We start from the raw sequence: 26,346 nt of genomic DNA, 5'->3' as shown, positions 1-26,346 counted from the left end.
ACCGCTCAGGCGCGCGTCTTCCGCTCCACCATCTTCATCAGCGCATACAGCGCCTCCAGTGAAGGAATGGCAACATTCTCCCGCCGTCCGGCCCGGACGGCGTTGCCGAGGATGACCTCTGTCTCCATCGGCCGCCCGTTCTCGTAATCCAGCGCCATGCTTGTCTTGTAGGCCGGCGCCTTGCGCGTGCCTTCAATGAATTGTCCGGCCAGCGAGGCGTCGAGCGGGTGGCCTGTTGCGGCGGCGATCGCGCCTATTTCTGCCATGGCGCGCCGCACCAGGGCCTCTCCCTCCGGAGTTCCAAGGATATGGCCGGTGTCGAGCACGCCACCCATGACCGAGATCGGGTTGAACACCGCATTCCAGAGGCATTTCTGCCAACGGGCGGTGACCACGTCTTCAGTCAGCTTGCACCCGATGCCGCCGGCGTCGAGCAGCGCGGCGAAGCGGCGTGTGCTATCGGTCAGGCCCGACGGATAGTTGCCGAAGTGGAGATCGCCGAAGGCGAAATGCTTTACCTTGCCCGGTGCCGTGCGGCTCACCTGGACAAAGGCAAGGGCGCTGATGAGTTCATTGCCGGGGAAGGCGTCGGCGATTTCACCCTCGATTTCGACGCCGTTCTCGATCAGCACGATGGCCGTTCCGGGGCCGACCGCATCCCGGATCAGCGCCGCCCGGTCCGTTCCTTCCACCACCTTGACGCACACGAGTGCGTAGTCCGGCGGGCCGCCCTGGTAATCGCGCGGTGTGCGCACTGTCTGCACCGGCATCAACGTCCGGTTGCCCAACCGCTGACTCTCAATGAAAAAGCCGTGCTCGCGCACCGACTCGAACTCGCTCCGGCATACGACGGACACCTCGGCACCCGCCGCTTGCAAGGCGGCGCCATAGAACGCGCCGATGGCGCCTGCGCCAATGATGAGTATGCGGGTTGGCGATGATCCGGGCACGGTGATTTCCTTCCTGGTGGCAGTCGATTGACGACTGATTTTATAGGCACCGGGAAAAGCGCGCCGGGCAGGGGAATGCGCGAAGTTTGCGATACGGCAGGACTCGCGCGCAACACACCAAAAAATTTCTCAAAATTAATGAGCGAAAGCAAGCCTTGCGCGGCATTAACACGCTATGATTAATGCCGTAGTGCAACTTAGATTTCGCCAAGAAAATGTTCAAGAAAACCGTACTGGCGTTGCTGTTGAGCGCAGCAACGTCCGTGTTTGCCGTACCACTGAGCTCCCAGCATGCCGTCGTCATTGACGAGGCAAGTGGCGCGGTACTGCTCGAAAAGAATGCGAATGAGGTCGTGCCGATCGCGTCGCTCACCAAGCTGATGACCGCCATGGTGGTGCTGGATGCGAAGCTCGACATGAACCAGCAGATCGTCATCGATGAGAGCGATGTCGACACGCTGAAGTTCAGTTCCTCGCGCGTACCCGTCGGTGCCGTCCTCTCGCGCGGCGCCGTGCTGGAACTGGCCCTGATGTCCTCGGATAATCGCGCCGCCCACGCGTTGGCGCGCACCTATCCGGGCGGTCTTCCGGCATTTGCGCAGGCCGTCCGCGAAAAGCTGGTTGCACTGGACATGCGTCATTCCAGCATCAGCGAGCCGACCGGCCTGTCGCCGTACAACCGCTCCACGGCCGCTGACCTTGTCAAAATGGTCAGTGCCGCTTCGCAGTATCCGGAGATCAGCCGCCTGTCGACGGGTGCCGAAGACCTGATCGACATGAACGGCCAGCTGGTCCAGTACCGCAACACCAACCGCCTGGTTGGCCGCGAAGGCTGGGACATCCTGCTGTCCAAGACGGGTTACACGCGTGAAGCAGGAAAATGCCTGGTGATGCGCTTCCAGGCGGCTGGCAAGAACGTCATCATGGTGCTGCTGAACGCGAAGGAAAGCGCGGCGCGCCTGATGGATGCCCAGAACGTCCAGCGACTGGTGACCGGCGAGCCGTTCATCATGGCGAGGGCAGCCGCACCGTCCAAGCGGACGGTTGCCAGCAGAGCCAAGCCGTCCAGGGGTGGACTCATGCTTGCCAAGGCCAAGCACGAAAAGGGCAAGAAAAAGCGCAAGACGGTTTGAGTCTGTTGCGCAGGAAGGATAAAAAAGGACCCGTTGGGTCCTTTTTTATTTGGTCGTGGGCGGGTGGGATTCGCTGAATTTATCGCAATTCCTGTCCCCGTCATTCCCGCCTGGGCGGGAATGACGGGGGTAGAGGTGGCTTGCCAGAGTGGTAGTCGCCCGCAGGCACGCTCCGCTGCCTTTCAATGCCGCATCACCGCCCCACGCAGTCCCGACTGCTTCAGATGTCGCACAAAATTCAGTGACCGCGCCGCCGTCCGCAACAGCAGGCTGCTTTCATCCGGCTTGTTCGCCAAATCCAGCAACCGGAACTTCCACTCCCGCGAATACCCGCTGTACGCGATGCGGAATGCCGACGCGCCGTGCAGCAGCATGCGCGCGTGCGAGCGGTAGACCGTCAGCTCGTCATAGTCCCGCTGCACGCCCAGCAGCAGGTATTTGTACTCGAAACGGCCCCACATGAAGTGGAATTCCTTTCCGCCGCGCTCGATGCAGTCGCAGATGGTCATGTAGCAGCACAACTTGCCCAGGCGAGCGTCGTCGTAGGCCGGATCGTGGGCATTGATGTGCATGAAGTAATTCTGACCGACGCGGCTGCATACCGTGCCGGCCACCACGCGGCCATCAAGGATCATCGTGCTTACCAGTCCCGCCTGCTGCACGAGGCGCGTCAGGCGATGTGTCTCTTCGGCATCGATTTCCGATTCCTTGTTCTTGGTCGCCATTCGCGCGCGGTTGAGTTCGATGATGTCGCGCACATGCGATTCGGGAATCGCGCCGTCGATCCAGACGTCGAACTTGAGCGTGGGGAAATTGCGCTTGAGCCGGTTGCCGTGGTACTTGAAGTTTTTCCGCGTCGCCTTGCCGAGTGCATTGAGATAGTCCTCCGGCGTCGGCGGCAGCGTCAGCACGATATCTTCCGTGCGGTAGAACTGCTGGTGAGGAAAAGCAAGCGCGCTGCCGTCGGCAAGGATGGCCGGGAAGCGGATGACATCCACATTCGGCCAGGTGCTGAATGCGTAACGGGCAAACCGGTTGATCTCGGCGGGCTCCATGGCGATCTGCTCATTGAGGACATGCAGATGCTTGTCGCTGACCTTGAACAGGAGGATCGCGCTGGCCGCGCTGCCCGACTGCGCCACGTAGGTATGCGTATTGCCGTCGATACCGTCATACACGCGAAACTGCGCCAGCGACGAGAAGACATGCCCGTACAAGGCATCGAGTTGCGGTTCAACGAACGAGGGAACGGCGTTTTCGTACAGGGAAATTGTGGTGTTTCCGGATTCCATGCTGCCTCGGGTCTTGAGTCGTGCCGTAACGGCAATCCTGCCTTTGCCCAATGATGACCGACGCGGAGGAAGGGAAGTTCGCCAAGCGCAGGGAATGTGCGCGCGGATGTTGTGTGAGCTCAAACAGGGCTACTTCGCGGGGGCAGCGACCCTGGCGCCATCCGCAAGTTCGTTGCTCGGGAAGCGAACCACCGTCGCCCCCGGCGCCAGTCCTGACAGCACGTGCGCCTCGTCCTGGTTACGCTGTCCGATGCCGACCGTCGTCTCGCGGGCGCGCCCATCCTCCACGGTAAAAACATGCCACGCGTCACCGACGCGGAACAGGCTGCTGCCTGCCACCTTCGTGACCTTTTCGGCGGACCAGATGACAATCCTGGCTTCGATGCGATAGCCATCGCCGAGCGGGCCGAGGTCATCGACGGGATCGGCAATGACATTGACGCGTTGTTCTTCGACGCCGAGCGCGGACACCTTGGTAAAGGCAACCGGCTCGACCATCCGCACTTTCGCGCGCAGCACTTTTCCGCCGCCCCAGCCTTCGAGCAGGACGAGGTTTCCCGGGCTGATCCTGACCGCGTCGCTGGACAGGACGTCGACCACGATCTCCGAGCGCGCACGGTCGCCGAGCGTGACCAGGGGTGCGCCGGCGGCGACAGTGCGTGCGCTGCGTTCATGGACTTTCAGGACGTAACTGTCGACCGGGGCGTTCAGCGTAATCTGGCGCCTGCCCGTGCTGTCGCTGGCGAGCAGCGCTGCTTCCGCGGCGCGTACGTCTGCCTGCGCCGCCTGCTGACGGGACCTGGCGGCGTCCCACTCCATGCGGCTGTTCTTTTCCGCTGCCATGGCTTTTTCCGCCGCTTGCGGCGACATGTATTCGTTGCTTACGAGGCGCTCGATCCGCCTGCGTTCGCTCGCGGCAAGCTCCATGTCGGTCATCGCACGGTCCGCGCGTTGTCCTGCTTCGCGTGCCAGCGCTTTGGCCGCATCGAGGCGGGCGGCTGCCTCCTGCCGCTGGCGGGCATCCATGGGGAGCGGGCTCAGGATCGCGACGACGTCGCCACGCTTGACCTGGTCGCCGTCGTGCCATTCGATGCGCTGCAGCTCCGCTGCAACGGGCGCCGCGACGATGTATTTGTCGTGCAGGCGAACCTGTCCCTGGTTGTTGACGGTGACCTGCATCGGGCCTTCGCTGACCCTGGCCAGCTCCACCGTGACCGGATCCGGAGAGAAGAGAATCCAGAGCAGGGCACCGCCAGCGACGGCGGCAAGCACAGCCGCCATCAGCGTTTTCGGGCGTGGACGCTTGCCGCCGGTCGCGGCGCGGGTTGCGAGCGTGGTGTCTGTGACGGTATTCATCATTCGCGTGTCTTGAGAACTTCAATCAGGTCGAGCTTTTGCACCTTGCGCCAGACAAGGTAGCCGGAGATCGCGGCCGAGAGGAGCACCACGCCGATGGACAGCGCAAAGGTGCGTCCGCTGACGACCAGCGGGATGCGGAACAATTCCTGGCTCAACAGGTCCGAGAGCAGCGCCGACAGCGCGTAGCCGAGCAGGCAGCCGACCGGCAGCGCGGCGAGGGTCAGCAGGCTCTGTTCGCCAAGAAGCATCCGTCCCACCTCGCCGCGGGTAAAGCCGAGGATGCGCAGGCTGGCCAGTTCGACAGCATGCTCCGACAGGGCGATACGCGCCGAGTTGTACACCACGCCGACGGCAATCACGCAGGCAAAAGCGACCAGCACCATGGTATTGATGCGCATGTTCTCCGCCACCGTCGACAGGAAACTTTGCAGTGTCGCTTCCCGCAGGTTCACGCTGCCGACGGCCGGGACGGACTTGAGGGCGCGGTACAGCTCGGCCTGGCGCGCGGGATCGACGGCAAGGAATGCGCCGGAGGCCGTTTCCGGTTCCGACATTGCGCGGGCGAGGGCGGTGTTGGACATGTAGGCGAAGGTGCCGATCGGCTCGTCGATGATGGCGGTCACCGGAACGGCGGCGGTCTTGCGCTTGCCCTCCAGCGTCTCGACGGTCAACGTGTCGCCCGCGGAAACGGCCAGGATCTCCGCCAGCTTCTTCGTCATCACGATGCCTTCCTGGGGCAACTCGACCGGGCGCTCCCTGTTGTCGAGGATCATGCGCAGTTCGCGCGCGGGAGGCATGCCCATGATGGCCGTCTTCTTCATCCGGTGGCGGAAGCGCATCTTGACGGGCAGGCTGCGGAAGGGCTCAACACGCAACACGCCGGGCAGGGCGGCGAGGTTGTGGACGACGGAAAGGTCCCGCGCCTCGTTGAACGACAGCGTCACATCGTCGCGCTGGGCGGTACGGAACTGCAGGCGGATGATCTCGTTGAGCGCATCGAAGGTGTACTGGCCGGTGATCATGAGCGCGACCGCCAGCGCCAGGCCGACGATGGAGAGCAAGGACTTGGCCGCATTGCGTTCCATATTGCGCAGGACCATCCTGACGGGAAGCGGCATGTAGCGTTGCAGGCCCAGCCGTTCCAGGGGCCCGGGCCGGAAATGGGCGGGCGCTTCCGGGCGCATGGCTTCGGCAGGCGCGAGGCGCAGTACCCGCGCGGCGGCCAGCCATGCCCCGAAGACCGCGGAGAAGGCGGCGACCAGCAGCGAAAGTGCAATCGAAAAACCGGAGAGCCGGAATTCCATGCTCGGAAAATGATAGAAGTCCGCGTACAGCTTCGCCAGTCCCTGCCCGAGCCAGGTGCCGAGCGCCACGCCGAGCATGCCGCCGGCCATGACCGTCAGCAGCGCGAACTTGAGGTAATGCCCGGCCACCGAAAAACTGCTGTAGCCGAAGCTCTTGAGCAGCGCGATCTGCGCCCGCTGCAAGGTGATGATGCGCAGGAGCACGTTGTGGATCAGGAACGCCGTCACACCGAGGAAGATGGCCGGGATGATCGTGCCGCTGACGCGATTGGAGGAAAGCTCGTTCTCGATGAAACTGTGTGAAACCTGCTCCTTGCGCCCGTAGGCGCCGAGCGAGCCGTAGGGCGCGAGCAGGATGTCGAGCTGCTCGATGACGCGCTGCTCGCTGGCATGCGGCGCGAGCATGACGGCGACGTCATTGAAACTGTCACGAATGTTGAGTGCCGCGGCCAGCGCGTCACGTGCCATCCACAGCACCCCGAAGCGCCGGTTGTCGGGAAAACTGTTCCCCTTGATTTCGTTGACATACTCCGGCGAGATGCCGATGCCGACGATATGCAGCCTTTCCTTGCGGCCGTTGATGATACCGAACAGGCTGTCGCCCGGACGCAGACGATTGGCGGCGGAGAAGGCTTCGCTGACCAGCACCTCCAGCCTGTTTCCCGCCTCCGGCAGGCGACCGCTGCGCAGGTGGATACGGTTCAGTCCCGTGCCTGGCGTCACCGGCAGCGATACGAGCCGCCCGCTCGCCGGTTCATCCAGGCCAGGTACGTCCAGCGATGCATCGAACACCACGCGCCCATCGGCATCGCTGACGCCGGGAACCTCGCGTATGCGTTCGAGCAGCGTGAGCGGCGCGTTCTTGACATGGGCGAAGACATCGGCGAACCGGTAGCGTTCGTAATACGTGTGCTGCGCCTCGACCAGCGCCTCATAGCCGCCGCGCATCGTGACCAGCGTCGCGATCCCGCACATCGCCACCATCGCAATTGCCAGCGCCTGGCCGCGCATGCGCCACAGGTCGCGCAGCAGCTTGATGTCGGCGGGGTGGAGGCGCAGGGTTACCACTGGATTTCACCGGGTGAGATCCGGTGCGTGTTGGTGTCGATCCGGGTGATGCATCCGCTACTGATGTGGATCACCCGATGCGCCATGCCGGCGATGGCTGCATTGTGCGTAATGACGGCGGTCGTTGTACCGAGTTCGCGATTGATCCGGTCGAGCACCTCCAGGACCAGCTTGCCGGTGCGGAAGTCGAGTGCGCCGGTCGGTTCGTCGCACAGGAGCATGTCCGGTTGCTTGGCAATGGCGCGGGCGATGGCTACGCGCTGCTGTTCGCCGCCGGAAAGCTGCGCGGGGAAGTGATGCATCCGTTCCTCCAGTCCGACGAGTCGCAGGGCTTCCCTCGGATCCATCGGATGCGGACTGATCTCGGTCACGAGCTGCACGTTTTCGAGTGCGGTGAGGCTGGGAATCAGGTTGTAGAACTGAAAGACGAAGCCGACATGTTCGCGCCTGAACGCCGTCAGGGCCGCATCGCTGGCATGGGTCAGGTCGTGATCGAGATAGTGCAGCGTGCCGGTGGTCGGCGTATCGAGGCCGCCGAGGATGTTGAGCAAGGTCGACTTCCCGCTTCCGGACGCGCCGAGGAGGACGACGAATTCGCCCTCGAACAATTCGAGGTTGACGTCTCGCAACGCGGACACGCGGACCTCGCCCATCGTGTATGTCTTGGCGACATCGCGAAGGGTAAACACGGCATGGCGCACGGTGGGTTCCGGCATCGACACGAGCATGATTCAATTCTTGCAACGCTGATGCGCACACCGTAAAGGGATCGGTCCGAAATTTTGTTGATCCATGTCAACCGCATCCAAATGCCGTGTTTTCGCCGTCTTCGCCATTGTTGCAGTGCACGAGAAATGCCTTTTTGTTTGTCGCAGATCAAAGGATCGATGCGATTGAGATTCACGGTCCGCTATCCAAAGAGCTTCATGGCCCGGCGGTTATGGTTCCCGGCTGCACGGTCGCAATGGATACGGGACCTGGATCGGGACGCCGGTTTTCCGGTCGTCCGCTGCACATGGAGCAACTCGAGAATGACACTCGCCAATAAAAAAGGGCTGGTTGTCGGCATCGCGAATGACAACAGCATTGCCTACGGATGCGCCCGCGCGTTCCGCGCCGCTGGAGCGGAACTGGCCATCACCTTCCTGAACGCCAAGGCCGAGCCGTACGTGCGCCCGCTTGCCGAATCCCTCGACAGCACCATCCTGATGCCTTGCGATGTGCGCGAGGAAGGCCAGGTGGAAGCGATGTTCGAACGCATCACCAAGGAATGGGGCAAGCTGGATTTCGTGCTGCATTCCATCGCCTTTGCGCCCAAGGATGATTTGCAGGGCCGCCTGGTCGACTGTTCGCGGGAGGGCTTCGGCATGGCGATGGAGGTATCGTGCCACTCCTTCATCCGCATGGCGCGACTGGCCGAGCCGTTGATGAAGGAAGGCGGGTGCCTGCAGACGGTCACGTTCTTCGGCTCGGAACGTGTGGTGGAGCACTACAACATGATGGGCCCGGTGAAGGCGGCGCTCGAAAGTTCGGTGCGTTACCTCGCGTCGGAACTGGGGACGAAAGGCATTCGCGTGCATGCGCTGTCGCCAGGACCGCTGATGACACGCGCGGCGTCCGGCATCGGCCATTTCGACGCGCTGCTTGCGCGCGCCAAGGAGCGTTCTCCGGAGCGCATGCTGGCCACGATCGAGGATGTCGGCAACGTCGCCGCATTCCTGGCAAGCGATGGCGCCCGCTCCCTGACAGGCAATGTGGAGTACATCGACGCCGGTTACCACATCATGGCCTGACGGCCGCAAGGGCGAGGCAGGCTTGTCCAACCTCCTATAAAATCCAGACGACCGTTCGCTTACGATCGGCGTGGATGAACAAGGATGAGACACATGGACAAAGGCCTTGCCGCAGCAAGCGGCACAGACGGTTTTTCGGCGGAGCGCCTGCAGGCGCTGACGCGGCGCATTCAGGCAGACATCGACGGACGGCTCATTCCCGGCGCGGCCATGCTGGTCGCGCGCGGCGGCAAGGTCGTGTACGAAGCGGCGCTGGGCACGCAGGACCCCGACACCGGCGCGCCGATGTCGCTGGACACGATCTTCCGCATCTATTCGATGACCAAGCCGATCGTATCCGTCGCCGCCATGATGCTGGTGGAGCAGGGCAGGTTGTTGTTGAGCGATCCGATCTCCGGCTACCTGCCCGAGCTGGGTAACCTCAAGGTCGGCGTCGAAAAGGCCGATCCCCAGGGCAACCGCATCCTGCAGCTGGAGGATGCCCTGCAGCCGGCAACCGTGCAGGACCTGCTCCGCCACACCGCCGGCTTCACCTACGGCATCTTCGGCGACTCGCTGGTCAAGGAAGAGTACCGCAAGGCCGGCATCGGCAATCCGCGCGCGACGAGCGATGAATTCATCCGCATGCTCGGCCAGCTTCCGCTCCTGTACCAGCCGGGGACGGTCTGGGAGTATAGCCACGCCACCGACGTGCTGGGCGTGCTGCTGGAGCGTGTCTCCGGAATGCCGCTCGACGCGCTGCTGTCCGAGCGCATCCTGAAGCCGCTCGGCATGCGCGATTCCGGTTTTTGGGTGGAGGAGGGTAAACATCACCGGATCGCCGAAGCCTTTGCCAAGGATCCCGTGACCGGGGCAGCCGTGAAGCTGAACCAGCCGCGCCGCAAACCGAATTTCCTGGGCGGCGGGGGTGGGATGATGTCGACGCTGCACGACTATTTCCGCTTCGCGCAGATGCTTGCCAACGGAGGCGAACTTGAGGGTGTGCGGATCCTGTCGCGCAAGACGCTCGCCCTCATGGCCAGCGACCATCTCGTCGGCATGCCGCTTGCCCGCACCGGGTTGAATTACACGCCGGGGCCCGGCTATGGTTTCGGGCTCGGGTTCTCGGTGCGCACGCACGAAGGCGGCGCGGTAATCCCGGGATCGATTGGCGATTACACCTGGAGCGGACTTGCCGGCACCTACTTCTGGGTTGATCCGACCGAGGACCTGCTCGCCATTTTCCTGATGCAGGCGCCGGAGCAGCGCACCCACTACCGACAGCTATTCCGCAGTCTCGTGTACGCGGCGCTCGACTAATCAAGGGAGGCTGGCATGCCCGAATCGGATGCGCTGTCGCGTCAGCGGGCGCTGATCGACAGGGTGGCCGCCTCGCTGGGGTCATCCTGCGTCAGGCATGAGACGCATATTTCCGTGGTACTGGTCGCCGGCGGATTGGCATGGAAGTTCAAGAAGGCGCTGCGTTTCGACTTCCTCGATTTTTCCACGCTCGACAAGCGACGCTTCTACTGCGAGGAAGAGCTGCGCTTGAACAGGATGTATGCACCTGAACTGTATCTTGGCGTCGTAGCGGTGACAGGCGACAGCGTCCATCCGGTCCTCGGCGGAAATGGTCCGCCCCTCGACTACGCTGTGAAGATGCGCGCATTCGACCAGGCTGCGCTCTGGAGCGCGCGCATTGCCGACGGACGCCTGACGGTTGCCGACATCGATACGTGGGCGACACGCCTTGCGACCCTCCATGAAGCGGCAGCGCGCGCCCCCGCGGAGAGCCCCTGGTGCACACCATCCGCCTTGCAGGCGATCGCCGACGAGACCCTTGATCTGCTCTCCGCGCACTTGCCGGAATCGGCCGAACGGCATGATGCACGGATGCTGCGGGACTGGGAAGCGCAGCAGCGGGCCGATCTGCGCGCGCAGTTCCTTGCGCGCAAGGCCGGTGGGTTTATCCGCGAATGCCACGGTGACCTCCACTGCGCGAATATCCTCACAGTGGACGGCAAGGTGGAAGCCTTTGACTGCATCGAATTCAGCGAGTCCCTGCGCTGGATCGATGTGATGAACGACATCGCGTTCACTTGCATGGACCTGCGTTTCCGGGGAAGCAGCCATTGTGCGTCGCGCCTGCTCAATGCCTGGCTGGAGCATACCGGCGACTATGCGGGACTTCCGGTGTTCGCGTATTACGAAGTCCATCGGGCGCTCATCCGCTGCAAGGTCGCATTGCTCGCCGCCGCGCAGGGGGAGGCACGGGCACGGCGTGACGCCTCGGATTACCTGGCCTTCGCCGTACAGCGGGTGAAGCGGCCGGCGCCTGCGCTTGTGATCATGCACGGATTCTCCGGTAGCGGAAAGACGACATTGGCCCGCATGGCAGTGGAAGCCCTTGATGCCATCCAGATACGGGCCGACATCGAACGCAAGCGCTTGGCGGGCATACCGGCCTTGCAGCGCGGAGGAGCGGCGCTTTATGCGGAGGAGATGACGCGCCGTGTCTATCGTCACCTGCTTGAGACTGCACGATCAATCGTGCGCGCAGGATGGACAGCCGTAGTCGATGCGACCTTCCTCCAGCGCGAACAGCGATCGCCGTTTGCCGCGCTGGCCGAGGAGTTGGGCGTGCGCTTCATCATCCTTTCCGCGACGGCCACGGAAAACGAGATGCGGCGCCGGCTCATGCTGCGCGAAAGCGCGCAGGCGGACGCATCGGATGCCGGTGTAGCGATCCTCGACCGGCAACTGGCCTGCCACGACCCGTTCTCCAGTACGGAGGAGCCGCGGGTATGCGCGGTCGACACGACGGGGATGACCGCCGACAAGCTTCGTTCTCGGCTGGATACGTTCCTGGCCTGATTCTGCTTTCATTGATCCAGATCAATCGAGTCCTTCCACCTGAACCGTCGATGAAAGGTTTCGGGCTTGAAGGGCTTTGAAATTCTTCTAGAATGACCTCAAGAACAAAAAGGTCATGAAGGCTGGCGGAGATATCGAAAGGAAGCAATCATGTTCAAGACGATACTCGTGCCAACCGACGGTTCGCCGTTGTCCGAGCGTGCCATCAATGCCGCGGTACAGTTTGCGAAAGAGACGGGCGCAAGTCTGGTCGGCCTGTCTGTCGCGGAACCCTATCCGTTCACCCCGCTGTCCGGCAGTACCTATTCCGACGAGCGCCGCCTGTATGAAGAACGGGCGCAGGATATCGCTCAGGAATACGTACGGAAACTGGCAGCGGCGGCGCATGTGGTGGACGTGCCATGCAAGGCTGTGGTGGCACAGTCGTTCAGTCCGAGTGACGAAATCGTGAAAACCGCCGAAACGATGGGCTGCGACGCCATCTTCATGGCATCGCACGGGCGCAAGGGCCTGCAGCGCCTGTTCGTCGGCAGCGAGACACAGAAGGTGCTGGCAAGTACGACCATTCCCGTGATGGTCTTCCGCTGATCAATCCAAGGAGGCAGTGATGCAATCGATCAAATGGTCCTCAGACATGTCGCTGGGCGTAAAGGACATGGACGAGGCGCACAAGGAGTTTTTCGAGGATCTGACCACGCTGCTGACCATGGACGACGAGGGATTTGCCCCGGCCTTCATGCAGATGATCGGCAAGGTCGAAAAGGACTTCCAGGAAGAGGAAGCCCTCATGGAAGAGATCGATTATCCGGGCCTGCAGGGACATCGCGAGCAGCACGCGCGCGTGCTCGGCGCGCTTCACCACGTTGCGCCGCATGTCATGAGCGGCGATATCGCCTTGGGGCGAGAAGCGGCGGAGCTCCTTCCGCAATGGTTCCTGTTCCATCTGTCCACGATGGATACGGCGCTTGCCTTTGCGCTGGATCTCGACGGGGCAAATATCAATCCGGTCACGATTCGCCTGGCTGCGGAACGCATTCGCCAGGCATCGGACCGTTCCACCTGATTTAGAAAACGGAGTATCGATGTCCCTGTTGTTTCACACCAATCGCCATGAGGCGCGGGCAGAGCGCCTTGCCGTGCATCGCCACCCTTTGCTGCGCGCGCTGATCGTGATCGGGCTTGCCATTGCCGCGCCGGCGGTTGCCGTCGCCGGTGGCGTCTATGTGGCGGGCGAGGGCGTCCCCTTGGGACAAGCCCTCGGCCAGGCGCTTGCGGACAATCCGAAGAAGTCCGACAAACCGTTCTGGGTTGTCGTTTCCGGCACCGACGCCGGCCTGCTGACGAAAACGCGATCGGACCCGGACATCCGGAGCATGGTGAAGACCGCGAAGGAGCGCGGTGCCGAAATCTATGTCTGCCGCTCCGACCTCGTTCGCGTCGGCATCAAGGAAGAGGAGCTTCTGGATGGCGTCGTCTCGATGTACGGCTATGGCACGCAGGACTGGGCCGGGCTGCTGCCCGCGCGGAAGGATGGCATCGCGCTCCCGACCGACATGAAGCAGAGCCAGCGCATCCTGAAAACCTGCGCCGGCGAGCCGAAGCAGGGAAGTTGAGCGTGGAAATTTGACTACGAGTTGTTGCCCTGTAACAACATACTCTTGGTGTATGGAAAGCATACAGTGCGACTGTGTCTGTTTTCCATACGTCTAGTGGAAATACTGTTTTCCGCCCGGAAACTCTGATTTTGTAACACGTTCGACCCAACGCTTCGGCTTGCGTCACCCCCTTTTCCTTCTCCACTTTTCCTGCGCCATCAAGCGAGTGTCTGATAAGCAGACACTTCGCTGCTGGTCGGAAAATATCCACACGGTTGCAAGGTGGAAAATCACGATTCACTCCTTTACACTGGCCCCGCTGGGGTGTGCTTTCTGCACGCTTGACGTTGTATCGCAGCGGAACTCAGTCCACTAAAACATTCGATCGGATGCAATGCAATCCGGCAGGCTGACTCTCGTTGCTCCGCACAATTCGTTCGGGGGAGACAATGCTATGAATCTACGTACGGTAAGGATTGGTACGCGGCTGGGTATCGGCTTCGGCATCATTCTTGTCATGGTGGTCTGCGTGCTGCTTGCAGACGTCGTCATCAGCGCCAACAGCCGGCGCGTGCAAAACGAAGGCTTGAAGGTGGCGACCGGCAAGGTGGCGGTCGCCAGCGCCATGCGCAGCGCCGTGCTGGAGGGCGGCATCGCGATGCGCAACGTCGGCCTGCAATACAGCACGCCGGAAATGCAGAAGGAAGAAGCCAAGGCGCTCGTACAGCGCAAGCGCTTCCAGGACGCCCAGGACAAGATGCTCGCGCTGGGACTGTCCGCCGAAGAGAAGGCCATCGTCGCCAATATCGCCGCGCTCAACAAGAAGACGGAAGAACCCTTCAAGGAAGCCATCGAGAAGGTCAAGGAATACGCCAATGAGTCGGCCGGCAAGCTGATCTCGTCGCGCATCGAACCGCTCAACCAGCAGGCCATCGCCGAAATCGACAAGCTCGTCGACATGCAGCAGAAGGCGGTCGACGGCCTGATCCTCGGGTCGGAAGATGCCGGCCAGCGGCTCACGACCCTGCTGCTGATGATGGGTCTTATTACCGTCGTCACGGGCAGCGTCCTGTCATTCGTCACGACGCGCAGCATTACCCATCCGCTGCAGGATGCCGTCGGCGTCGCCAAGCGTGTCGCCGCCGGCAAGCTGGGCGCGGAGATCCAGGTGGTCGGCAAGGATGAGACCAGCGAACTGCTGCGCGCGCTCAAGGAAATGGACGAGAGCCTGTCGAAAATCGTCAGCCAGGTGCGTGCCGGCACAGATGAGATCGGCACGGCGTCCAATGAAATCTCCGCCGGTAATTCCAACCTGTCCGCGCGTACCGAATCGCAGGCCAGCGCGCTGCAGCAGACGGCATCCTCGATGGAACAGCTCACCTCGACCGTCAAGCACAATGCCGACAATGCGCAGCAGGCCAATCACCTGGTGCGTTCGGCTTCCGACTCCGCGGTGAAGGGCGGCGAGGTGGTCAGCCAGGTGGTCGACACCATGGGTTCGATCAAGGACAGCTCGCGCAAGATCGTGGATATCATCGGTGTGATCGACGGTATCGCATTCCAGACCAATATCCTCGCGCTCAACGCGGCGGTGGAAGCCGCGCGTGCCGGCGAGCAGGGACGCGGCTTCGCGGTCGTCGCTGCCGAGGTGCGCACGCTCGCCCAACGCTCCGCCCAGGCGGCGAAAGAAATCAAGGACCTGATCAGCGATTCGGTAAAGAAGGTCGAGAGCGGCAATGCGCTTGTCGATGATGCCGGCAAGCAGATGGACGAGATCGTTGCGGCCGTCAAGCACGTGGCCGACATCATGAACGAGATCACCGAAGCGAGCCAGGAACAGAGTCGCGGCATCGAGGAGATCAACCGGGCGATCTCAACGATGGATGAGATGACGCAGCAGAATGCAGCGTTGGTCGAGCAGGCCGCAGCTGCCGCAGCATCCATGGAAATCCGTGCGGCCGCCTTGGGCCAGACGGTGGCGGCCTTCGATCTCAGTGCATCGGCGGGCGTGCTTCGTCCGGCGGAGATCGTCCGGATTGATGAGCCCAAGGCCCCGCGCAAGGAGAAGGAGGGCGGCGCCCAGGTCCTGCCCATCGGCGACGTCAGGAAAGCCGCGCTGCGCCTGCACGGCTGACGCTCGAAAAAGCGCCGGCCTGATGCGCCGGCGCTCCCTTTTCGCGGAGCGCTTCACGACATCCGCCTTCGGCTTCTCCGTGGTCAACGTCACGCAGCCGCCCTTGATGAGCCGCAATAAACGCGGCGATCCAGGATAAACCTATCTACCCCCTTCCTGTCTACCTGCAAACGCGCGTCCCCGGGCGAGCGCGCAGTTTGGACAACACGGACAGAAAGGGCGAATCATGATCGGATCAACGAACGGCGTGTCTTCTTCAATCTGGATGGCGACTGCCACCGTTCCCGAATTTCCCCCGCTTGCGGCCGACGTGGAGACGGATGTATGCGTCGTCGGGGCCGGCATTGCCGGCCTGACGACGGCTTACCTCCTGACAAGGCAAGGGCGCAGCGTGACGGTGATCGACGCAATGGGCGTCGGCGCAGGTGAAACAGGAAGGACGACGGCGCATTTCTTTCCTCCCGACGAATGGTACGTCGACATCGAGGACGGTTTCGGAGAGCAGACCGCAAAGCGCATCGCGGACAGTTTTTCGCAGGCAATTGCCCAGGTTGAATCCATCATCGGGCTGGAGAAAATCGATTGCGAATTCGAGCGGCTGAGCGGCTACCTGTACGCACTTCCCGACAACGGCTTCAAGGACGTGCACAAGGAGTTCGACGCGGCATTGCGGGCGGGAGCCGACGTGGAGCTGATTGATCGCGTCCCGGGATTGAGCTTCGATACCGGCCCCTGTGTCCATTACCGCAACCAAGCGCAATTCCATCCGTTGAAATACCTGTCCGGACTCGCCGAGGCCATTACGCGTGCTGGCGGCAGGATTTATGGCGGGACACGGGCGCTCGACGTATCAGGCAACAATGACCTGCAGGAAATCACAACGACGAACGGAAAGGTGCGCGCCAAGGCCGTGGTCATCGCGACCAATACGCCGTTCAATGACCGCGTCGTGATGCATACGAAACAAGCGGGCTACCGCACTTACGTCGTCGCCCTGCGCGTGCCGAAGAATTCGGTGCCGCGCATCCTGCTCTGGGACACCGGGGATCCGTACTACTACATCCGGCTGGAGACGCCCGATCCCGCCGCTGACTACGACATCCTGGTGGTGGGTGGCGCCGACCACAAGGTTGGCCAGGACACGCATCCGGAACATCGGTACGACGAGATCGAACGCTGGGTGCGGGAGCGCTTCCCGATGGCGCAAGCGGTCGAATACCGCTGGTCAGGTGAAGTCATGGAGCCGTCTGACGGGCCCGCCTACCTCGGCCGCAACCCGATGGACGACCGCAACGTGTATGTCATCACGGGCGATTCCGGCAACGGAATGACGCATGCGACCATCGGTGCGATGCTGGTGACCGACCTGATCATGGGACGCGAAAATCCCTGGCAATCGGTGTACGACCCGGCACGCAAGGTCAAGCACGGCATGACGGACTTTATCGCGGAGCAGGCGAACACGCTGTCCAAATTCGGCGAATGGGTGACTGGCGGCGAGGTCGACTCGGCCCAGGAAATCGCCGCTGGCGATGGCGCAATCGTGCGTGACGGCGCGCGCAAGCTGGCCGTGTTCCGAGACGAGCAGGGGGCGCTGCATGCCGTCTCGGCGAAATGCACCCACCTCGGTTGCGTGGTGCACTGGAACTCCGCCGAGCGGTCCTGGGACTGCCCCTGCCATGGTTCGCGATTCGCCATCGACGGCGAAGTGCTGCATGGTCCGGCCGCCACGGCACTGGAAGCAGCGACGCTCGACACCGGCGACATGCAGCAGTCGGGACCGGGGGATGCGCACCGGCCGCAACCCGGCGCCTAGCACGTCTATTCGCCGAAAGCGTAGACGTCCATCGCCAGCACGCCATATTCATGGCTGGTGTGCAGGCGCTTGGCGACGGCGCCTTCTCCGGCGGCTCCCATCGCGACGAACAGCGGCAGCAGGTGTTCTTCCGTCGGATGGTTGCGCGCCGCCGACGGCGCCAGCGAGCGATAGCTGCGCAGCGCCTCGTGGTCGCCCGCTTGCAGCTTGTCCACCATCCATCCGCCGAACTCGCTTACCCAATCCGGTACGGGCGCGTCAATCGGGCCACCGCGAAATTCGTACAAGTTGTGTGTCAGCGAGCCGGAGCCGATCACCAGGACGCCTTCGTCGCGCAGGCCGGCAAGAGCATGGCCCAGTCGTTCGTGATTGGCGGGGGAGGCGCCGCGCAGGATCGACAGCTGCGAGACGGGAAGGTCCGCGTCCGGATACATCAGCTTCAACGGCACCCATGCGCCATGGTCGAGGCCGCGATGCGGACTGCGTCCCACGGTATGGCCGGCTTGCTCCAGCATCAACGCCGCCTTTTCCGCAAGTTGCGGTGCACCGGGAGCAGGATAGTCGAGGTCGTACAGCACCTGCGGAAAGCCGCCGAAATCATGGATGGTTTCCGGCTGTGAAGCGAGGCTGACTGCCGGCTCGCGCATGGATTCCCAATGGGCCGAGGCGACGAGGATGGCGCGCGGCCTGGGCAAGTCCGCGCCCAATCCCTGCAGGAAACGGCGTGCCGGGCTGTCCTCGACAGCAAGCATCGGCGATCCGTGCGAGACAAACAGCGTGGGCAGGCGGGTCATGGCGTTTCTCCTTGATCAGTCGACGGGGCGGCGTCATTCGGCTGCGCATGCGGCGCCCCACAGGCACACTGTATGCCTTCGCAGCGTACGGATAAAGCGCCTGGCCGTTGATACATTGTTTCCGCATTGTTGACGATGCGACAGTCAATGCCGGCGAGTGCGTGCAAGCTGATCCATATCATGCGTCGTTGACGCACGGTCAATGACATCGGCTTCTGCGCTCCTACACTGAAATCCCGCTTTCTCGCCGGAGGCTGCCATGCCATCCGCACTTGCCACAATTTTTGTTGCCTCCTCGACCGCCTTGATGGATGCACCGGGTGTCGAGATGGAAAAGGCCTATTGGGACTGCGAATATGCCGCGACCCATGGGCAGATCAGCCTCGACGTCGCTGCCGGTTGCAGCGAGATCTACGAACGTTTGAAGAAGCACAAGTTCGGCGGGGAGTTCGGGCCGTTCCTGGCGTGGTGGCGCGAAAACAGGCTTCGGGAGTTTTCCGCGCGGACCCCGCGGGGGCAGAGCTACTGAGGCGCGGCGAGCGGAAGGTCCCCGAATCGGGAGTCGGCCGCAAGCTAGCGGCAATGCGCTGCGACCGAGACCACTTCCTGGTCCTGTCAGCTCACGACATATGAGGCCGTCCCGGTTGCGACCAGCAGGCCGGTGTCGCTTTCGAGCGTCATCTGGACAGTCGCAATGCGTCCACCGAGACGCACGAGTCGCCCGGTGGCGGTAAAGCGCTTGCCAATGCCTTGCTGAAGGAAATCCGTGCGAAGGTCGATCGTTCCGATGCGGCCGAAGCGATGAGCGATCTGTTCGGTTGTTTCACTGCCAAACTTCTCGGCGATCCCCACCATCACCGCCAGTCCGGCCGTGGTGTCCAGCGTGGTGGTAATCACGCCGCCGTGCAGGCGACCATGCAGATAGTGTCCGATCAGCTCGGGGCGCATGTCGAACGCCATCTGCGGTCCCTCCGGCGCTAGGGAAACGACGCGCAGGCCGACAACCTCGTTAAATCGTACATGCTGCTCGAAGATTTCACGCAACATGTTTTCGAGGCGGGCCTGTTCGGCGGCTGTGCGGCGCGGTGCGGGAGGTGAGGCATGCATGTCGTATCCGGGAGGTGCGTGGGACTGGAAGGTTGTCGTTCAGGGCGACTGGCATTCTAACGCAGCGGCCTTTTACGCCCCGGCGTGCCCGGGCATTCAATCTTCGCACCGACATTGTCGTATTCATTAGCTCATTTCATAACGGCTGTCGCGTGGGAGAAACGGACATGCAGGAAATATTGATGAACGCGACTGCAAAGGGGCTTGGCTCGCTATACTCGCCATGTATTCTGCAGTACCGAGTGTTCGTAGGTGTACGTATTCGACGTTCGGTTAATCATTGCACTGTCAGGTAACAGAAGGACCAGTTCGCGCGCCGCGCGGACCAAGTACATACCGAGACATCGGGAGACTCTCCCGAACATTCCCCTCCCTGCATCTTGATTTCGATACCGGCTACTGCGGTGGATCAACGCTAATCTCAGGGATGGGGAAAAATGCTTCAAAACAAAATGCTGCAACGGGCAGGATCCGTTGCAACGGGTCGAGTCCTGCGCGTCGCAAGCCTGGTGCTTGCGTCGACGGTTGCCTCGGGGTGCGGTGGCGGCGGCGCTGTCGGCGGGGACGCAGAGACGCTTTACGTCAACGTCGTGTATCCGCTGTCCACTGTTGGACTTCTCCAGCCCGGCACAATCACGCCGACCACAAGTGGATTCGAGGGACACAGCCCTGCCTGCTCCCTCGCCGGCGGAACCCTTCCACCCGGAATGCAACTCAACAGCGACTGCTCGGTGACAGGTGCGCCAACCGCGCCCGGAACCTACTCGTATTCGGTAAGAGTCGGCGCGGAGGGCGCGAAAGGGAGCATCGACTCCGCGGGTACGATTACCGTGAACGCGCCCACCTTGGTCTATGCCTTCACCGAAGCGAAGAACCTCGGGAGTCCGGTCGACAAGCGCATGTCGATTTTCAACTGGCCGATCACCGGGAGCGGTACAGGGCGCTGGACATTCAGCATCGTAGAGGGCGCACTTCCTGCCGGCCTCACACTGGATCCCGCAACCGGAAACATCAGCGGCGTGATCAATGCTGCCGGCACGTTTGCGGCAAAGGTGAGCGGCACGCTCAGCGCACCAGCAGGATCCTATACCCCTCGGGAACCGGCCACGGTTTTCATGACTATTGGTGCGCCTGCCGCCGAGTATCCAACGAATTACGAAGTCGGATACACCACGACGCATGTCGGCCACTTCGTCAATCTCGTACCGCTGGTGCGGGGAACAACGGGTTCCTCCTCGACGCCGACGCTCAACGACTACCGACTCGGTTCCGTTTCGTTGCCGGCGGGCCTTAGTCTCGACAACGCGACCGGCACGATCTCGGGAAGGCCCGCCGCGCTCGCCGCACCCCTGACGGTTCCCATCACCGCCCGGGTGGCAGGCAGCGATTACGCCGTCGGAATCAACCTGACGATCAGCGTGGATACGCCGTTTGCCGCCATTCGTTACGAAGAGCCGGTCAGCCGTGCGGTAGGGGCATACTCGGCGCTTGTCCCCAGGATCTATCCGAAAGTCGGCGTCTCGCTCGACTTCACGAGCTATCAATACGCGTATGCGCCGTCCTCACAGCCGGACTGCATGCCTGGCATGACGTTGCATGGCGGGACAGGGATGATCACCGGGTCACCGACGACCCCCGGAACCTTTACCTGCAACGTCATATTGACGGCAACAAACCTTGGCGTGAGCTGGCAGGAACCGATCTCCGTGACCATGAAGTTCGAATGAGCGCCGTGCGTCGATAACGCATCGTTTCCATCGCACTACTTCAATTTTCAGGAGTCACGAATGCACCAGTGTGTTCTCATCGCTGCGCTAGCGGCAGCAGTCCTCGGCGGTTGCGCCACGACCTATCAGGATGCGCGCAACCCCTTTCTCGGCATGGCCGGCGGTTACTGGGATCTCCCCGGGCCGGGCGAGCTGATCAAGGTGGGATTCAGCGGCAACAGCTATATCGAGCGGGACAAGGTCAGCGATTTCCTGCTCCGCCGCTGCGCGGAGCTGACCAAGAAATCGGGCAAGGAATACTTTGCCTTGTACAAGAACCTGCCGGACGCGGTCCAGGATAAGCGGAGCGCACGCAAAGTCACGACGACGATCATCGGAAAACCCAACGCGCACGTCTACATCCTGACTTTTGATAAGGACGGATCTGGATTGCTGAACGCAAGCGAAATTCTCGAAAGGTTCGACATGGAAGCCAGGCAGAAAGAGGTACCGAAGACATGAAGATCACCTTGACCATGCTCGCCGCCGCAGCTTCGCTGCTGGCGGGATGCGCAACGCCTTACGAACTGCAGCTCGAAACAGGCCAGGGCAGCGCATTGCTGAATATCAAAGGGGACTGGCAACGCTGGATCTGCCGGGACGGCGCGCGCAAGGTCCTGCAGCCGGATGAAAAGGGCTACGCCGCCATTCCGGCGGGAGAGCGAATCACGGTCGGAACCAGTTTCTACGGGGGGAACGCGTCGTGCAGTGCGCGCTCGAGTTTCATTCCGATGGCAGGCGAGCGGTACTTCCTGGATTTCGACATTGAAAGCGAAAAATGCTTTTCGCTGCCGTATCGGGAAGTGTCATACAACCGGGTCGGACTCGCGCTTGTCCATACGGCGGCGCCGAGCGGCGAGTGCGGCGCCAGGTGAAGACGTTCGAACAGCAATTCGACGTGCGGTTGGAGGCGTTGCCGCACGCACGTTCCTATTCAACGCCCAGCAAGGAAACTGAAATGAAGAAGTACAACTGGCATGCAGCCGCTGCCGCGGCACTGCTGCTTTGCGCCACATCCTCCCAGGCACAGGAAGCGGCCTCGACGCTGAGGTTTGTCGCAACGGCAGGATTGACTGGCGGTGGGGATACCATCGCCACCGCGCAATTCACGAATGGAAGCAGTGAGAACATCAAGTCGGGCGGGCTGGTCGAGTTCGGCGCCGGCCTGATCTGGGAAATGCCCTCGTTGCCAATCGCTGTCCAGGGAACCGTCAAGTATCACGTGGACGACACCAGCGCGGCGCGCAACGGAAAGATCGACTTCGATCGGGTGCCCATCGAGGCTCTCGTTTACTACACCGGCGTGAAGCAATGGCGTTTCGGCGCCGGTGTGCGGATGGTGACTTCCGCGGAGTACAAGGCCCGGGTTGACGGACAGCCAGGCGAGTCCGTACGGTTCAAGGATGCAACGGGCCTGGTCCTCGAGACCGGCTACGCAATTGCTCCGCGCACCTGGCTGAATGTCCGCTACGTATCGGAAAAATACAAGCCCGATACCTATAGCCGGGGCGCATTCACTGCCGACGTCAGTGGGGCGGAGGCCTACAGCGGCAACCATGTCGGCATCAATCTTCTCTATATTTTCTAGAAGATCCACTCCCTTCGGCCGGCGTCATCACCATGCGCAAGATGCCGGCCGAACGCGCAACGCATCCGCCTACTTGCTTATCCAGACCCGCATCAGCGACTGCAACTGCCCCGCATCCACCGGCTTGGTGATGTAATCCGACGCGCCGGCGGCAATGCATTTGTCGCGGTCGCCCTTCATCGCCTTTGCCGTCAGGGTGATGATCGGAAGCGACTTGAACTTCGGATTTTTGCGGATCGCGCGCATGGTGTCGTAGCCATCCATGCCGGGCATCATGATGTCCATCAGCACAATGTCGATGGAGGGATCCGATTGCAGCACTTCGATGCCGTCGCGACCGTTCTCGGCGTACAGCACCTTCATGTGCTGGCGCTCGAGCACCGAACTCAGCGCGAAAATGTTGCGCAGGTCGTCGTCGACGATCAGCACTTTGCGGCCGGCGAGGCTGACATCCGCAGCTTGCGCCTCGTCCAGCATGCGCCGCTGGGTCTCGGGAAGACTCTCGTGCGGACGATGCAGGAAGAGGGCGGTTTCGGCCACGAGCCGCTCCGGCGAGCGTGCGTCCTTGAGGACGACTGTCTTGGCGATGCGCTGCAGCTTTTCCGTCTCCTCGGGCTTCAGTTCGGCCGCGGTATAGACGACGATGGGAACATCGCGCAGCGAATAATCGGCGGCGATCTGTTCAAGCAGGTCGAGGCCGTCGATGTCCGGCAAGGTAAGGTCCAGCACGACGCAATCGAAGGGCGTGCGCCTGAGCTGGCGCAGGGCTTCCTCCCCGCTCGCAACTGCATCGATGTGCATGCTGTCGTCCCCGATCAGGCGGACGATCGCGTCACGCTGGACCGGATCGTCCTCAACGACGAGCAGGTGCCGCTTTTCGCTGGTCACGAATTGCTGGATACGCGACAACTCTTCCTGCATGCGGGCCACGCTGACCGGCTTTTGCAGGTAGGAGATGGCGCCATGGCGCAGCGCCCGTTCACGCGCGTCGGCGTCTGACATCACGTGCACCGGAATGTGCCGCGTGCCGGGATCGCGCTTGAGACGGTCGAGCACAGTCATTCCTTCCGCATCGTCACGGTCGATATCGAGCAGGATCGCGGCCGGACGGTAGTCGCGGGTGAGTGCCAACGCGGAATCGGCCTGCAGCGCGACAATGCCCTTGAAGTTGCGCTCGCGCGCCTGCCCCAGGAGCGCCATGGCATCGGCTTCGTCGTCATCGACGATCAGGACGGCCGGTTCGCCGGGGTGGACTGTCGCACGGTCGTCGGTTGGCGTATCTTCGTCTTCCTCCTGGACGTCGGCCGACAATGCGTGCTGCTCGGAATGCCCGGACTCGTATGGGAGTGCGAGGCGGGCCTCGGCAATGCTTTTTTCCTCGATCTGCGGATAGTCGTACTCAACGATGCCGTCCTGATGATAGGGGAGGTAGAGCGTGAACGTGCTGCCGAGTCCGAGTTCGCTTTCCACCCTGATTTCACCATTCAGCAGGCGGGCCAGTTCGCGGCTGATGGACAGGCCGAGTCCGGTGCCGCCGTATTTGCGCGCGGTACTGCCGTCCGCCTGCTGGAATGCTTCGAAGATCAGCTGCAGCTTGTCCTGCGAAATGCCGACCCCCGTGTCCGCGACGGAGAATGCCAGTACGGCGTGCGCACCGGACAGTACAGGGTGATCGTTCGACCAGCCCGACAACGCGCGGCCGATGCGCAGCGCAACCTGGCCGTGGGGTGTGAACTTGAACGCATTGGAGAGCAGGTTCTTGAGGATCTGCTGCAGGCGCGTGGTGTCGGTACGCATGGAAGGCGGCAGGTTGGCAGCGAGTTCAATCGTGAAATCGATCTTCCTTGCATCCGCCATGTGACGGAAGGTGCGCTCCACATAGGAGCGCAAGGTGTCGAAGCGGTACTCGCTGACCTCCAGCGTGACGGTGCCGGACTCGATCTTCGACAGGTCGAGGATGTCGTTGATCAGCGTCAGCAGGTCGCTACCGGAGCCGTAGATCGTTTTGGCGAATTCGACTTGCGATGGCGTCAGATTGCCTTCCGGGTTGTCCGACAGCTGCTGCGCCAGGATCAGCAGGCTGTTCAGCGGGGTGCGCAGTTCGTGCGACATGTTGGCCAGGAACTCGGACTTGTACTTGGAGGACAGGACGAGCTGGCTCGCCTTTTCTTCCAGTGCAAACTTTGCCTGTTCCACTTCGCGGTTCTTGCGTTCCACCTCGATGTTCTGCTCGGACAGTAGGCGGGCCTTTTCGGCCAGTTCGAGGTTGGTCTGCTGCAGTTCCTGCGCCAGCGACTGCGACTGCGTCAGCAGCGATTCGGTACGGCTGTTGGCTTCGATGGTGTTGAGCACCACGCCAATCGATTCCATCAATTGGTCGAGGAAGGACAGGTGGGTTTCGGTGAAACGCTCAAGCGACGCGATCTCGATCACGGCCATGACCTGCTGTTCGAACAGGATAGGCAGCACGACGATGTTGGTCGGCGGCGCGGCGCCGAGACCCGATGTGATCGGGACGTAGTCGCGCGGCACGTTGGTCAGCCACACGCGCTGCTTTTCCAGCGCGCACTGTCCCACGAGTCCCTGGCCCGGACGGAAAGTGCGGGTCAGTTCTTCGGCAGAGCGATAGCCATAGGTGGAGACGGCGCGCAGGCAGGGATCGTCCTGCACGGCTTCCATCCGGTAGAACACGCCATGGTGTGCATAGACCAGCGGGGCCAGTTCGGACAGGATCAGCGCGGAAACCGCTTCCAGGTCGCGCTGACCCTGCAGCAGGCGGGTGAAGCGCGCCAGGTTGGTCTTGAGCCAGTCCTGCTGCGCGTTCTTCTGCGTCGTCTCCTTCAGGTTGCGGATCATCTCGTTGATGTTGTCCTTGAGGTAGGACACTTCGCCGCGCGCTTCCACCTGGATCGAGCGTGACAGGTCGCCGCGCGTCACCGCCGTTGCCACTTCCGCAATCGCGCGCACCTGCGTGGTCAGGGTCGCCGCCATCTGGTTCAGGTTCTCGGTCAGGTCCTTCCAGGTACCCGCCGCGCCCGGCACCGAGGCCTGTCCACCCAGCTTGCCTTCCACGCCCACTTCGCGCGCCACCGTCGTCGCCTGGTCGGCGAACACCGCCAGCGTGTCGGTCATTTCGTTGATGGTGTTGGCCAGCGCCGCGATCTCGCCGCGCGCCGCCACCGTCAATTTCTTCTTGAGGTCACCATTCGCCACCGCCGTCACCACGCCCGCGATACCCCGCACCTGCGCGGTCAGGTTCGCCGCCATGAAGTTCACGTTGTCGGTCAAATCCTTCCACGTACCGGCCGCGCCTTCCACCTGCGCCTGGCCGCCCAGCTTGCCCTCAGTACCCACTTCACGCGCCACGCGCGTTACTTCCGAGGCAAACGACGACAACTGGTCCACCATCACGTTGATGGTGTTCTTCAGTTCAAGAATTTCACCCTTCACGTCCACCGTGATCTTCTTGGACAGGTCGCCGCGCGCCACCGCCGTCGTCACTTCCGCGATGTTGCGCACCTGGCCGGTCAGGTTCGAGGCCATGAAGTTCACGTTGTCGGTCAAATCCTTCCACGTACCGGACGCCCCCGGCACGTTCGCCTGGCCGCCGAGGCGGCCTTCGGTACCCACTTCGCGCGCCACACGGGTCACTTCCGAGGCGAAGGATCGCAGTTGATCCACCATGGTGTTGATGGTGTCCTTCAACTGAAGAATTTCGCCGCGCACGTCCACGGTAATCTTCTTCGACAAGTCGCCGTTCGCCACCGCGGTGGTCACGTCGGCGATGTTGCGCA

The 26,346-nt window shown here is 62.2% G+C and carries 22 protein-coding genes; 14 read left to right on the top strand and 8 right to left on the bottom strand.

What is annotated here, in order from left to right:
- Positions 1 to 5: 5 nt before the first annotated feature.
- Positions 6 to 950: a ketopantoate reductase family protein gene (locus tag ACNOHI_RS12075; protein ID WP_420474917.1), complete on the bottom strand. Its 945-nt coding sequence runs from the start codon at positions 948 to 950 to the stop codon at positions 6 to 8.
- Between the two features lie 215 nt (positions 951 to 1,165).
- Between ACNOHI_RS12075 and ACNOHI_RS12070 the strand changes: the two genes are divergently transcribed.
- Positions 1,166 to 2,083, top strand: a complete 918-nt coding sequence (locus ACNOHI_RS12070; RefSeq protein WP_420474916.1) for a serine hydrolase — start codon at positions 1,166 to 1,168, stop codon at positions 2,081 to 2,083.
- 182 nt (positions 2,084 to 2,265) lie between these two features.
- On the opposite strand, the gene ACNOHI_RS12065 is transcribed toward ACNOHI_RS12070, so the two are convergent.
- The 4 genes from ACNOHI_RS12065 to ACNOHI_RS12050 form a co-directional block, all read right to left on the bottom strand.
- Complete coding sequence (locus ACNOHI_RS12065; protein ID WP_420474915.1) at positions 2,266 to 3,375, bottom strand: GNAT family N-acetyltransferase; 1,110 nt, start codon at positions 3,373 to 3,375, stop codon at positions 2,266 to 2,268.
- Positions 3,376 to 3,504: 129 nt separating this feature from the next.
- Positions 3,505 to 4,734, bottom strand: a complete 1,230-nt coding sequence (locus tag ACNOHI_RS12060; protein WP_420474914.1) for an efflux RND transporter periplasmic adaptor subunit — start codon at positions 4,732 to 4,734, stop codon at positions 3,505 to 3,507.
- A complete protein-coding gene (locus tag ACNOHI_RS12055) occupies positions 4,731 to 7,106 on the bottom strand; it encodes an ABC transporter permease (protein ID WP_420474913.1) in 2,376 nt (791 codons plus the stop codon). Before ACNOHI_RS12055 ends, ACNOHI_RS12060 begins: the two co-directional genes overlap by 4 nt.
- Positions 7,100 to 7,834 (bottom strand): ABC transporter ATP-binding protein, encoded by a 735-nt coding sequence (locus ACNOHI_RS12050; protein WP_420474912.1) that lies wholly within the window; start codon positions 7,832 to 7,834, stop codon positions 7,100 to 7,102. The genes ACNOHI_RS12055 and ACNOHI_RS12050 overlap by 7 nt, the downstream gene beginning before the upstream one ends.
- A 303-nt stretch (positions 7,835 to 8,137) precedes the next feature.
- On the opposite strand from ACNOHI_RS12050, the gene fabI reads away from it, so the two are divergent.
- The 8 genes from fabI (at position 8,138) to ACNOHI_RS12010 (ending at position 17,297) form a co-directional block, all read left to right on the top strand.
- Positions 8,138 to 8,899, top strand: a complete 762-nt coding sequence (gene fabI, locus ACNOHI_RS12045) for an enoyl-ACP reductase FabI (RefSeq protein WP_420474911.1) — start codon at positions 8,138 to 8,140, stop codon at positions 8,897 to 8,899.
- A gap of 93 nt (positions 8,900 to 8,992) precedes the next feature.
- Positions 8,993 to 10,198: a serine hydrolase domain-containing protein gene (locus tag ACNOHI_RS12040; protein ID WP_420474910.1), complete on the top strand. Its 1,206-nt coding sequence runs from the start codon at positions 8,993 to 8,995 to the stop codon at positions 10,196 to 10,198.
- A gap of 15 nt (positions 10,199 to 10,213) precedes the next feature.
- Entirely contained in the window at positions 10,214 to 11,752 is a 1,539-nt protein-coding gene (locus tag ACNOHI_RS12035; RefSeq protein WP_420474909.1) for an AAA family ATPase, read from the top strand.
- Between the two features lie 150 nt (positions 11,753 to 11,902).
- Entirely contained in the window at positions 11,903 to 12,340 is a 438-nt protein-coding gene (locus ACNOHI_RS12030; protein WP_420474908.1) for a universal stress protein, read from the top strand.
- Positions 12,341 to 12,359: 19 nt separating this feature from the next.
- Complete coding sequence (locus ACNOHI_RS12025) at positions 12,360 to 12,815, top strand: bacteriohemerythrin (protein ID WP_420474907.1); 456 nt, start codon at positions 12,360 to 12,362, stop codon at positions 12,813 to 12,815.
- 19 nt (positions 12,816 to 12,834) lie between these two features.
- On the top strand, positions 12,835 to 13,365 hold the full coding sequence (locus ACNOHI_RS12020; RefSeq protein WP_420474906.1) for a hypothetical protein: 531 nt from the start codon (positions 12,835 to 12,837) through the stop codon (positions 13,363 to 13,365).
- Positions 13,366 to 13,801: 436 nt separating this feature from the next.
- The gene (locus ACNOHI_RS12015; RefSeq protein ID WP_420474905.1) at positions 13,802 to 15,481 is read left to right on the top strand and encodes a methyl-accepting chemotaxis protein; all 1,680 of its coding nucleotides are present in this window, start codon (positions 13,802 to 13,804) and stop codon (positions 15,479 to 15,481) included.
- Between the two features lie 226 nt (positions 15,482 to 15,707).
- Positions 15,708 to 17,297 carry an FAD-dependent oxidoreductase gene (locus tag ACNOHI_RS12010; RefSeq protein WP_420474904.1) on the top strand — a complete coding sequence of 530 codons (1,590 nt, stop codon included), beginning with the start codon at positions 15,708 to 15,710 and terminating at the stop codon, positions 17,295 to 17,297.
- A 5-nt stretch (positions 17,298 to 17,302) separates the two neighbouring features.
- Here the strand turns inward: ACNOHI_RS12010 and ACNOHI_RS12005 are convergent, their stop codons facing one another.
- Complete coding sequence (locus tag ACNOHI_RS12005; protein ID WP_420474903.1) at positions 17,303 to 18,091, bottom strand: dioxygenase; 789 nt, start codon at positions 18,089 to 18,091, stop codon at positions 17,303 to 17,305.
- A gap of 259 nt (positions 18,092 to 18,350) precedes the next feature.
- On the opposite strand from ACNOHI_RS12005, the gene ACNOHI_RS12000 reads away from it, so the two are divergent.
- Entirely contained in the window at positions 18,351 to 18,620 is a 270-nt protein-coding gene (locus ACNOHI_RS12000) for a hypothetical protein (protein ID WP_420474902.1), read from the top strand.
- A gap of 86 nt (positions 18,621 to 18,706) precedes the next feature.
- Here the strand turns inward: ACNOHI_RS12000 and ACNOHI_RS11995 are convergent, their stop codons facing one another.
- Positions 18,707 to 19,198 (bottom strand): thioesterase family protein, encoded by a 492-nt coding sequence (locus ACNOHI_RS11995; RefSeq protein WP_420474901.1) that lies wholly within the window; start codon positions 19,196 to 19,198, stop codon positions 18,707 to 18,709.
- Between the two features lie 437 nt (positions 19,199 to 19,635).
- Here ACNOHI_RS11995 and ACNOHI_RS11990 point away from each other — a divergent pair, with 437 nt between their 5' ends.
- The 4 genes from ACNOHI_RS11990 to ACNOHI_RS11975 all read left to right on the top strand — a co-directional run bounded on the left by ACNOHI_RS11990 (position 19,636) and on the right by ACNOHI_RS11975 (position 22,552).
- Entirely contained in the window at positions 19,636 to 20,925 is a 1,290-nt protein-coding gene (locus ACNOHI_RS11990; RefSeq protein ID WP_420474900.1) for a putative Ig domain-containing protein, read from the top strand.
- Positions 20,926 to 20,985: 60 nt separating this feature from the next.
- A complete protein-coding gene (locus tag ACNOHI_RS11985) occupies positions 20,986 to 21,426 on the top strand; it encodes a CC0125/CC1285 family lipoprotein (RefSeq protein WP_420474899.1) in 441 nt (146 codons plus the stop codon).
- Positions 21,423 to 21,839 (top strand): hypothetical protein, encoded by a 417-nt coding sequence (locus ACNOHI_RS11980; RefSeq protein WP_420474898.1) that lies wholly within the window; start codon positions 21,423 to 21,425, stop codon positions 21,837 to 21,839. The genes ACNOHI_RS11985 and ACNOHI_RS11980 overlap by 4 nt, the downstream gene beginning before the upstream one ends.
- Before the next feature lie 83 nt (positions 21,840 to 21,922).
- Positions 21,923 to 22,552: an outer membrane beta-barrel protein gene (locus tag ACNOHI_RS11975; protein ID WP_420474897.1), complete on the top strand. Its 630-nt coding sequence runs from the start codon at positions 21,923 to 21,925 to the stop codon at positions 22,550 to 22,552.
- Positions 22,553 to 22,621: 69 nt separating this feature from the next.
- Here the strand turns inward: ACNOHI_RS11975 and ACNOHI_RS11970 are convergent.
- On the bottom strand, positions 22,622 to 26,346 hold a 3,725-nt coding region (locus ACNOHI_RS11970), incomplete at its 5' end, for a response regulator (protein WP_420474896.1).

It is taken from the genome of Noviherbaspirillum sp. ST9 (assembly GCF_048799745.1).
Lineage (GTDB): Bacteria > Pseudomonadota > Gammaproteobacteria > Burkholderiales > Burkholderiaceae_D > Noviherbaspirillum.
This window is presented reverse-complemented; position numbering and strand designations above follow the sequence as displayed.

What these genes read in the sequence shown, in the direction of transcription:
- ACNOHI_RS11995 (WP_420474901.1), bottom strand. Translation starts at nt 19,198, where the DNA reads ATGCATGCCTCACCTCCCGCACCGCGCCGCACAGCCGCCGAACAGGCC.
- ACNOHI_RS11975 (WP_420474897.1), top strand. Translation starts at nt 21,923, where the DNA reads ATGAAGAAGTACAACTGGCATGCAGCCGCTGCCGCGGCACTGCTGCTT.
- ACNOHI_RS12035 (WP_420474909.1), top strand. Translation starts at nt 10,214, where the DNA reads ATGCCCGAATCGGATGCGCTGTCGCGTCAGCGGGCGCTGATCGACAGG.
- ACNOHI_RS12005 (WP_420474903.1), bottom strand. Translation starts at nt 18,091, where the DNA reads ATGACCCGCCTGCCCACGCTGTTTGTCTCGCACGGATCGCCGATGCTT.
- ACNOHI_RS12050 (WP_420474912.1), bottom strand. Translation starts at nt 7,834, where the DNA reads ATGCTCGTGTCGATGCCGGAACCCACCGTGCGCCATGCCGTGTTTACC.
- ACNOHI_RS11990 (WP_420474900.1), top strand. Translation starts at nt 19,636, where the DNA reads ATGCTTCAAAACAAAATGCTGCAACGGGCAGGATCCGTTGCAACGGGT.
- ACNOHI_RS12010 (WP_420474904.1), top strand. Translation starts at nt 15,708, where the DNA reads ATGATCGGATCAACGAACGGCGTGTCTTCTTCAATCTGGATGGCGACT.
- ACNOHI_RS12015 (WP_420474905.1), top strand. Translation starts at nt 13,802, where the DNA reads ATGAATCTACGTACGGTAAGGATTGGTACGCGGCTGGGTATCGGCTTC.
- ACNOHI_RS12020 (WP_420474906.1), top strand. Translation starts at nt 12,835, where the DNA reads ATGTCCCTGTTGTTTCACACCAATCGCCATGAGGCGCGGGCAGAGCGC.
- ACNOHI_RS11985 (WP_420474899.1), top strand. Translation starts at nt 20,986, where the DNA reads ATGCACCAGTGTGTTCTCATCGCTGCGCTAGCGGCAGCAGTCCTCGGC.
- ACNOHI_RS12000 (WP_420474902.1), top strand. Translation starts at nt 18,351, where the DNA reads ATGCCATCCGCACTTGCCACAATTTTTGTTGCCTCCTCGACCGCCTTG.
- fabI (WP_420474911.1), top strand. Translation starts at nt 8,138, where the DNA reads ATGACACTCGCCAATAAAAAAGGGCTGGTTGTCGGCATCGCGAATGAC.
- ACNOHI_RS12070 (WP_420474916.1), top strand. Translation starts at nt 1,166, where the DNA reads ATGTTCAAGAAAACCGTACTGGCGTTGCTGTTGAGCGCAGCAACGTCC.
- ACNOHI_RS12040 (WP_420474910.1), top strand. Translation starts at nt 8,993, where the DNA reads ATGGACAAAGGCCTTGCCGCAGCAAGCGGCACAGACGGTTTTTCGGCG.
- ACNOHI_RS12025 (WP_420474907.1), top strand. Translation starts at nt 12,360, where the DNA reads ATGCAATCGATCAAATGGTCCTCAGACATGTCGCTGGGCGTAAAGGAC.
- ACNOHI_RS12030 (WP_420474908.1), top strand. Translation starts at nt 11,903, where the DNA reads ATGTTCAAGACGATACTCGTGCCAACCGACGGTTCGCCGTTGTCCGAG.
- ACNOHI_RS11980 (WP_420474898.1), top strand. Translation starts at nt 21,423, where the DNA reads ATGAAGATCACCTTGACCATGCTCGCCGCCGCAGCTTCGCTGCTGGCG.
- ACNOHI_RS12060 (WP_420474914.1), bottom strand. Translation starts at nt 4,734, where the DNA reads ATGATGAATACCGTCACAGACACCACGCTCGCAACCCGCGCCGCGACC.
- ACNOHI_RS12065 (WP_420474915.1), bottom strand. Translation starts at nt 3,375, where the DNA reads ATGGAATCCGGAAACACCACAATTTCCCTGTACGAAAACGCCGTTCCC.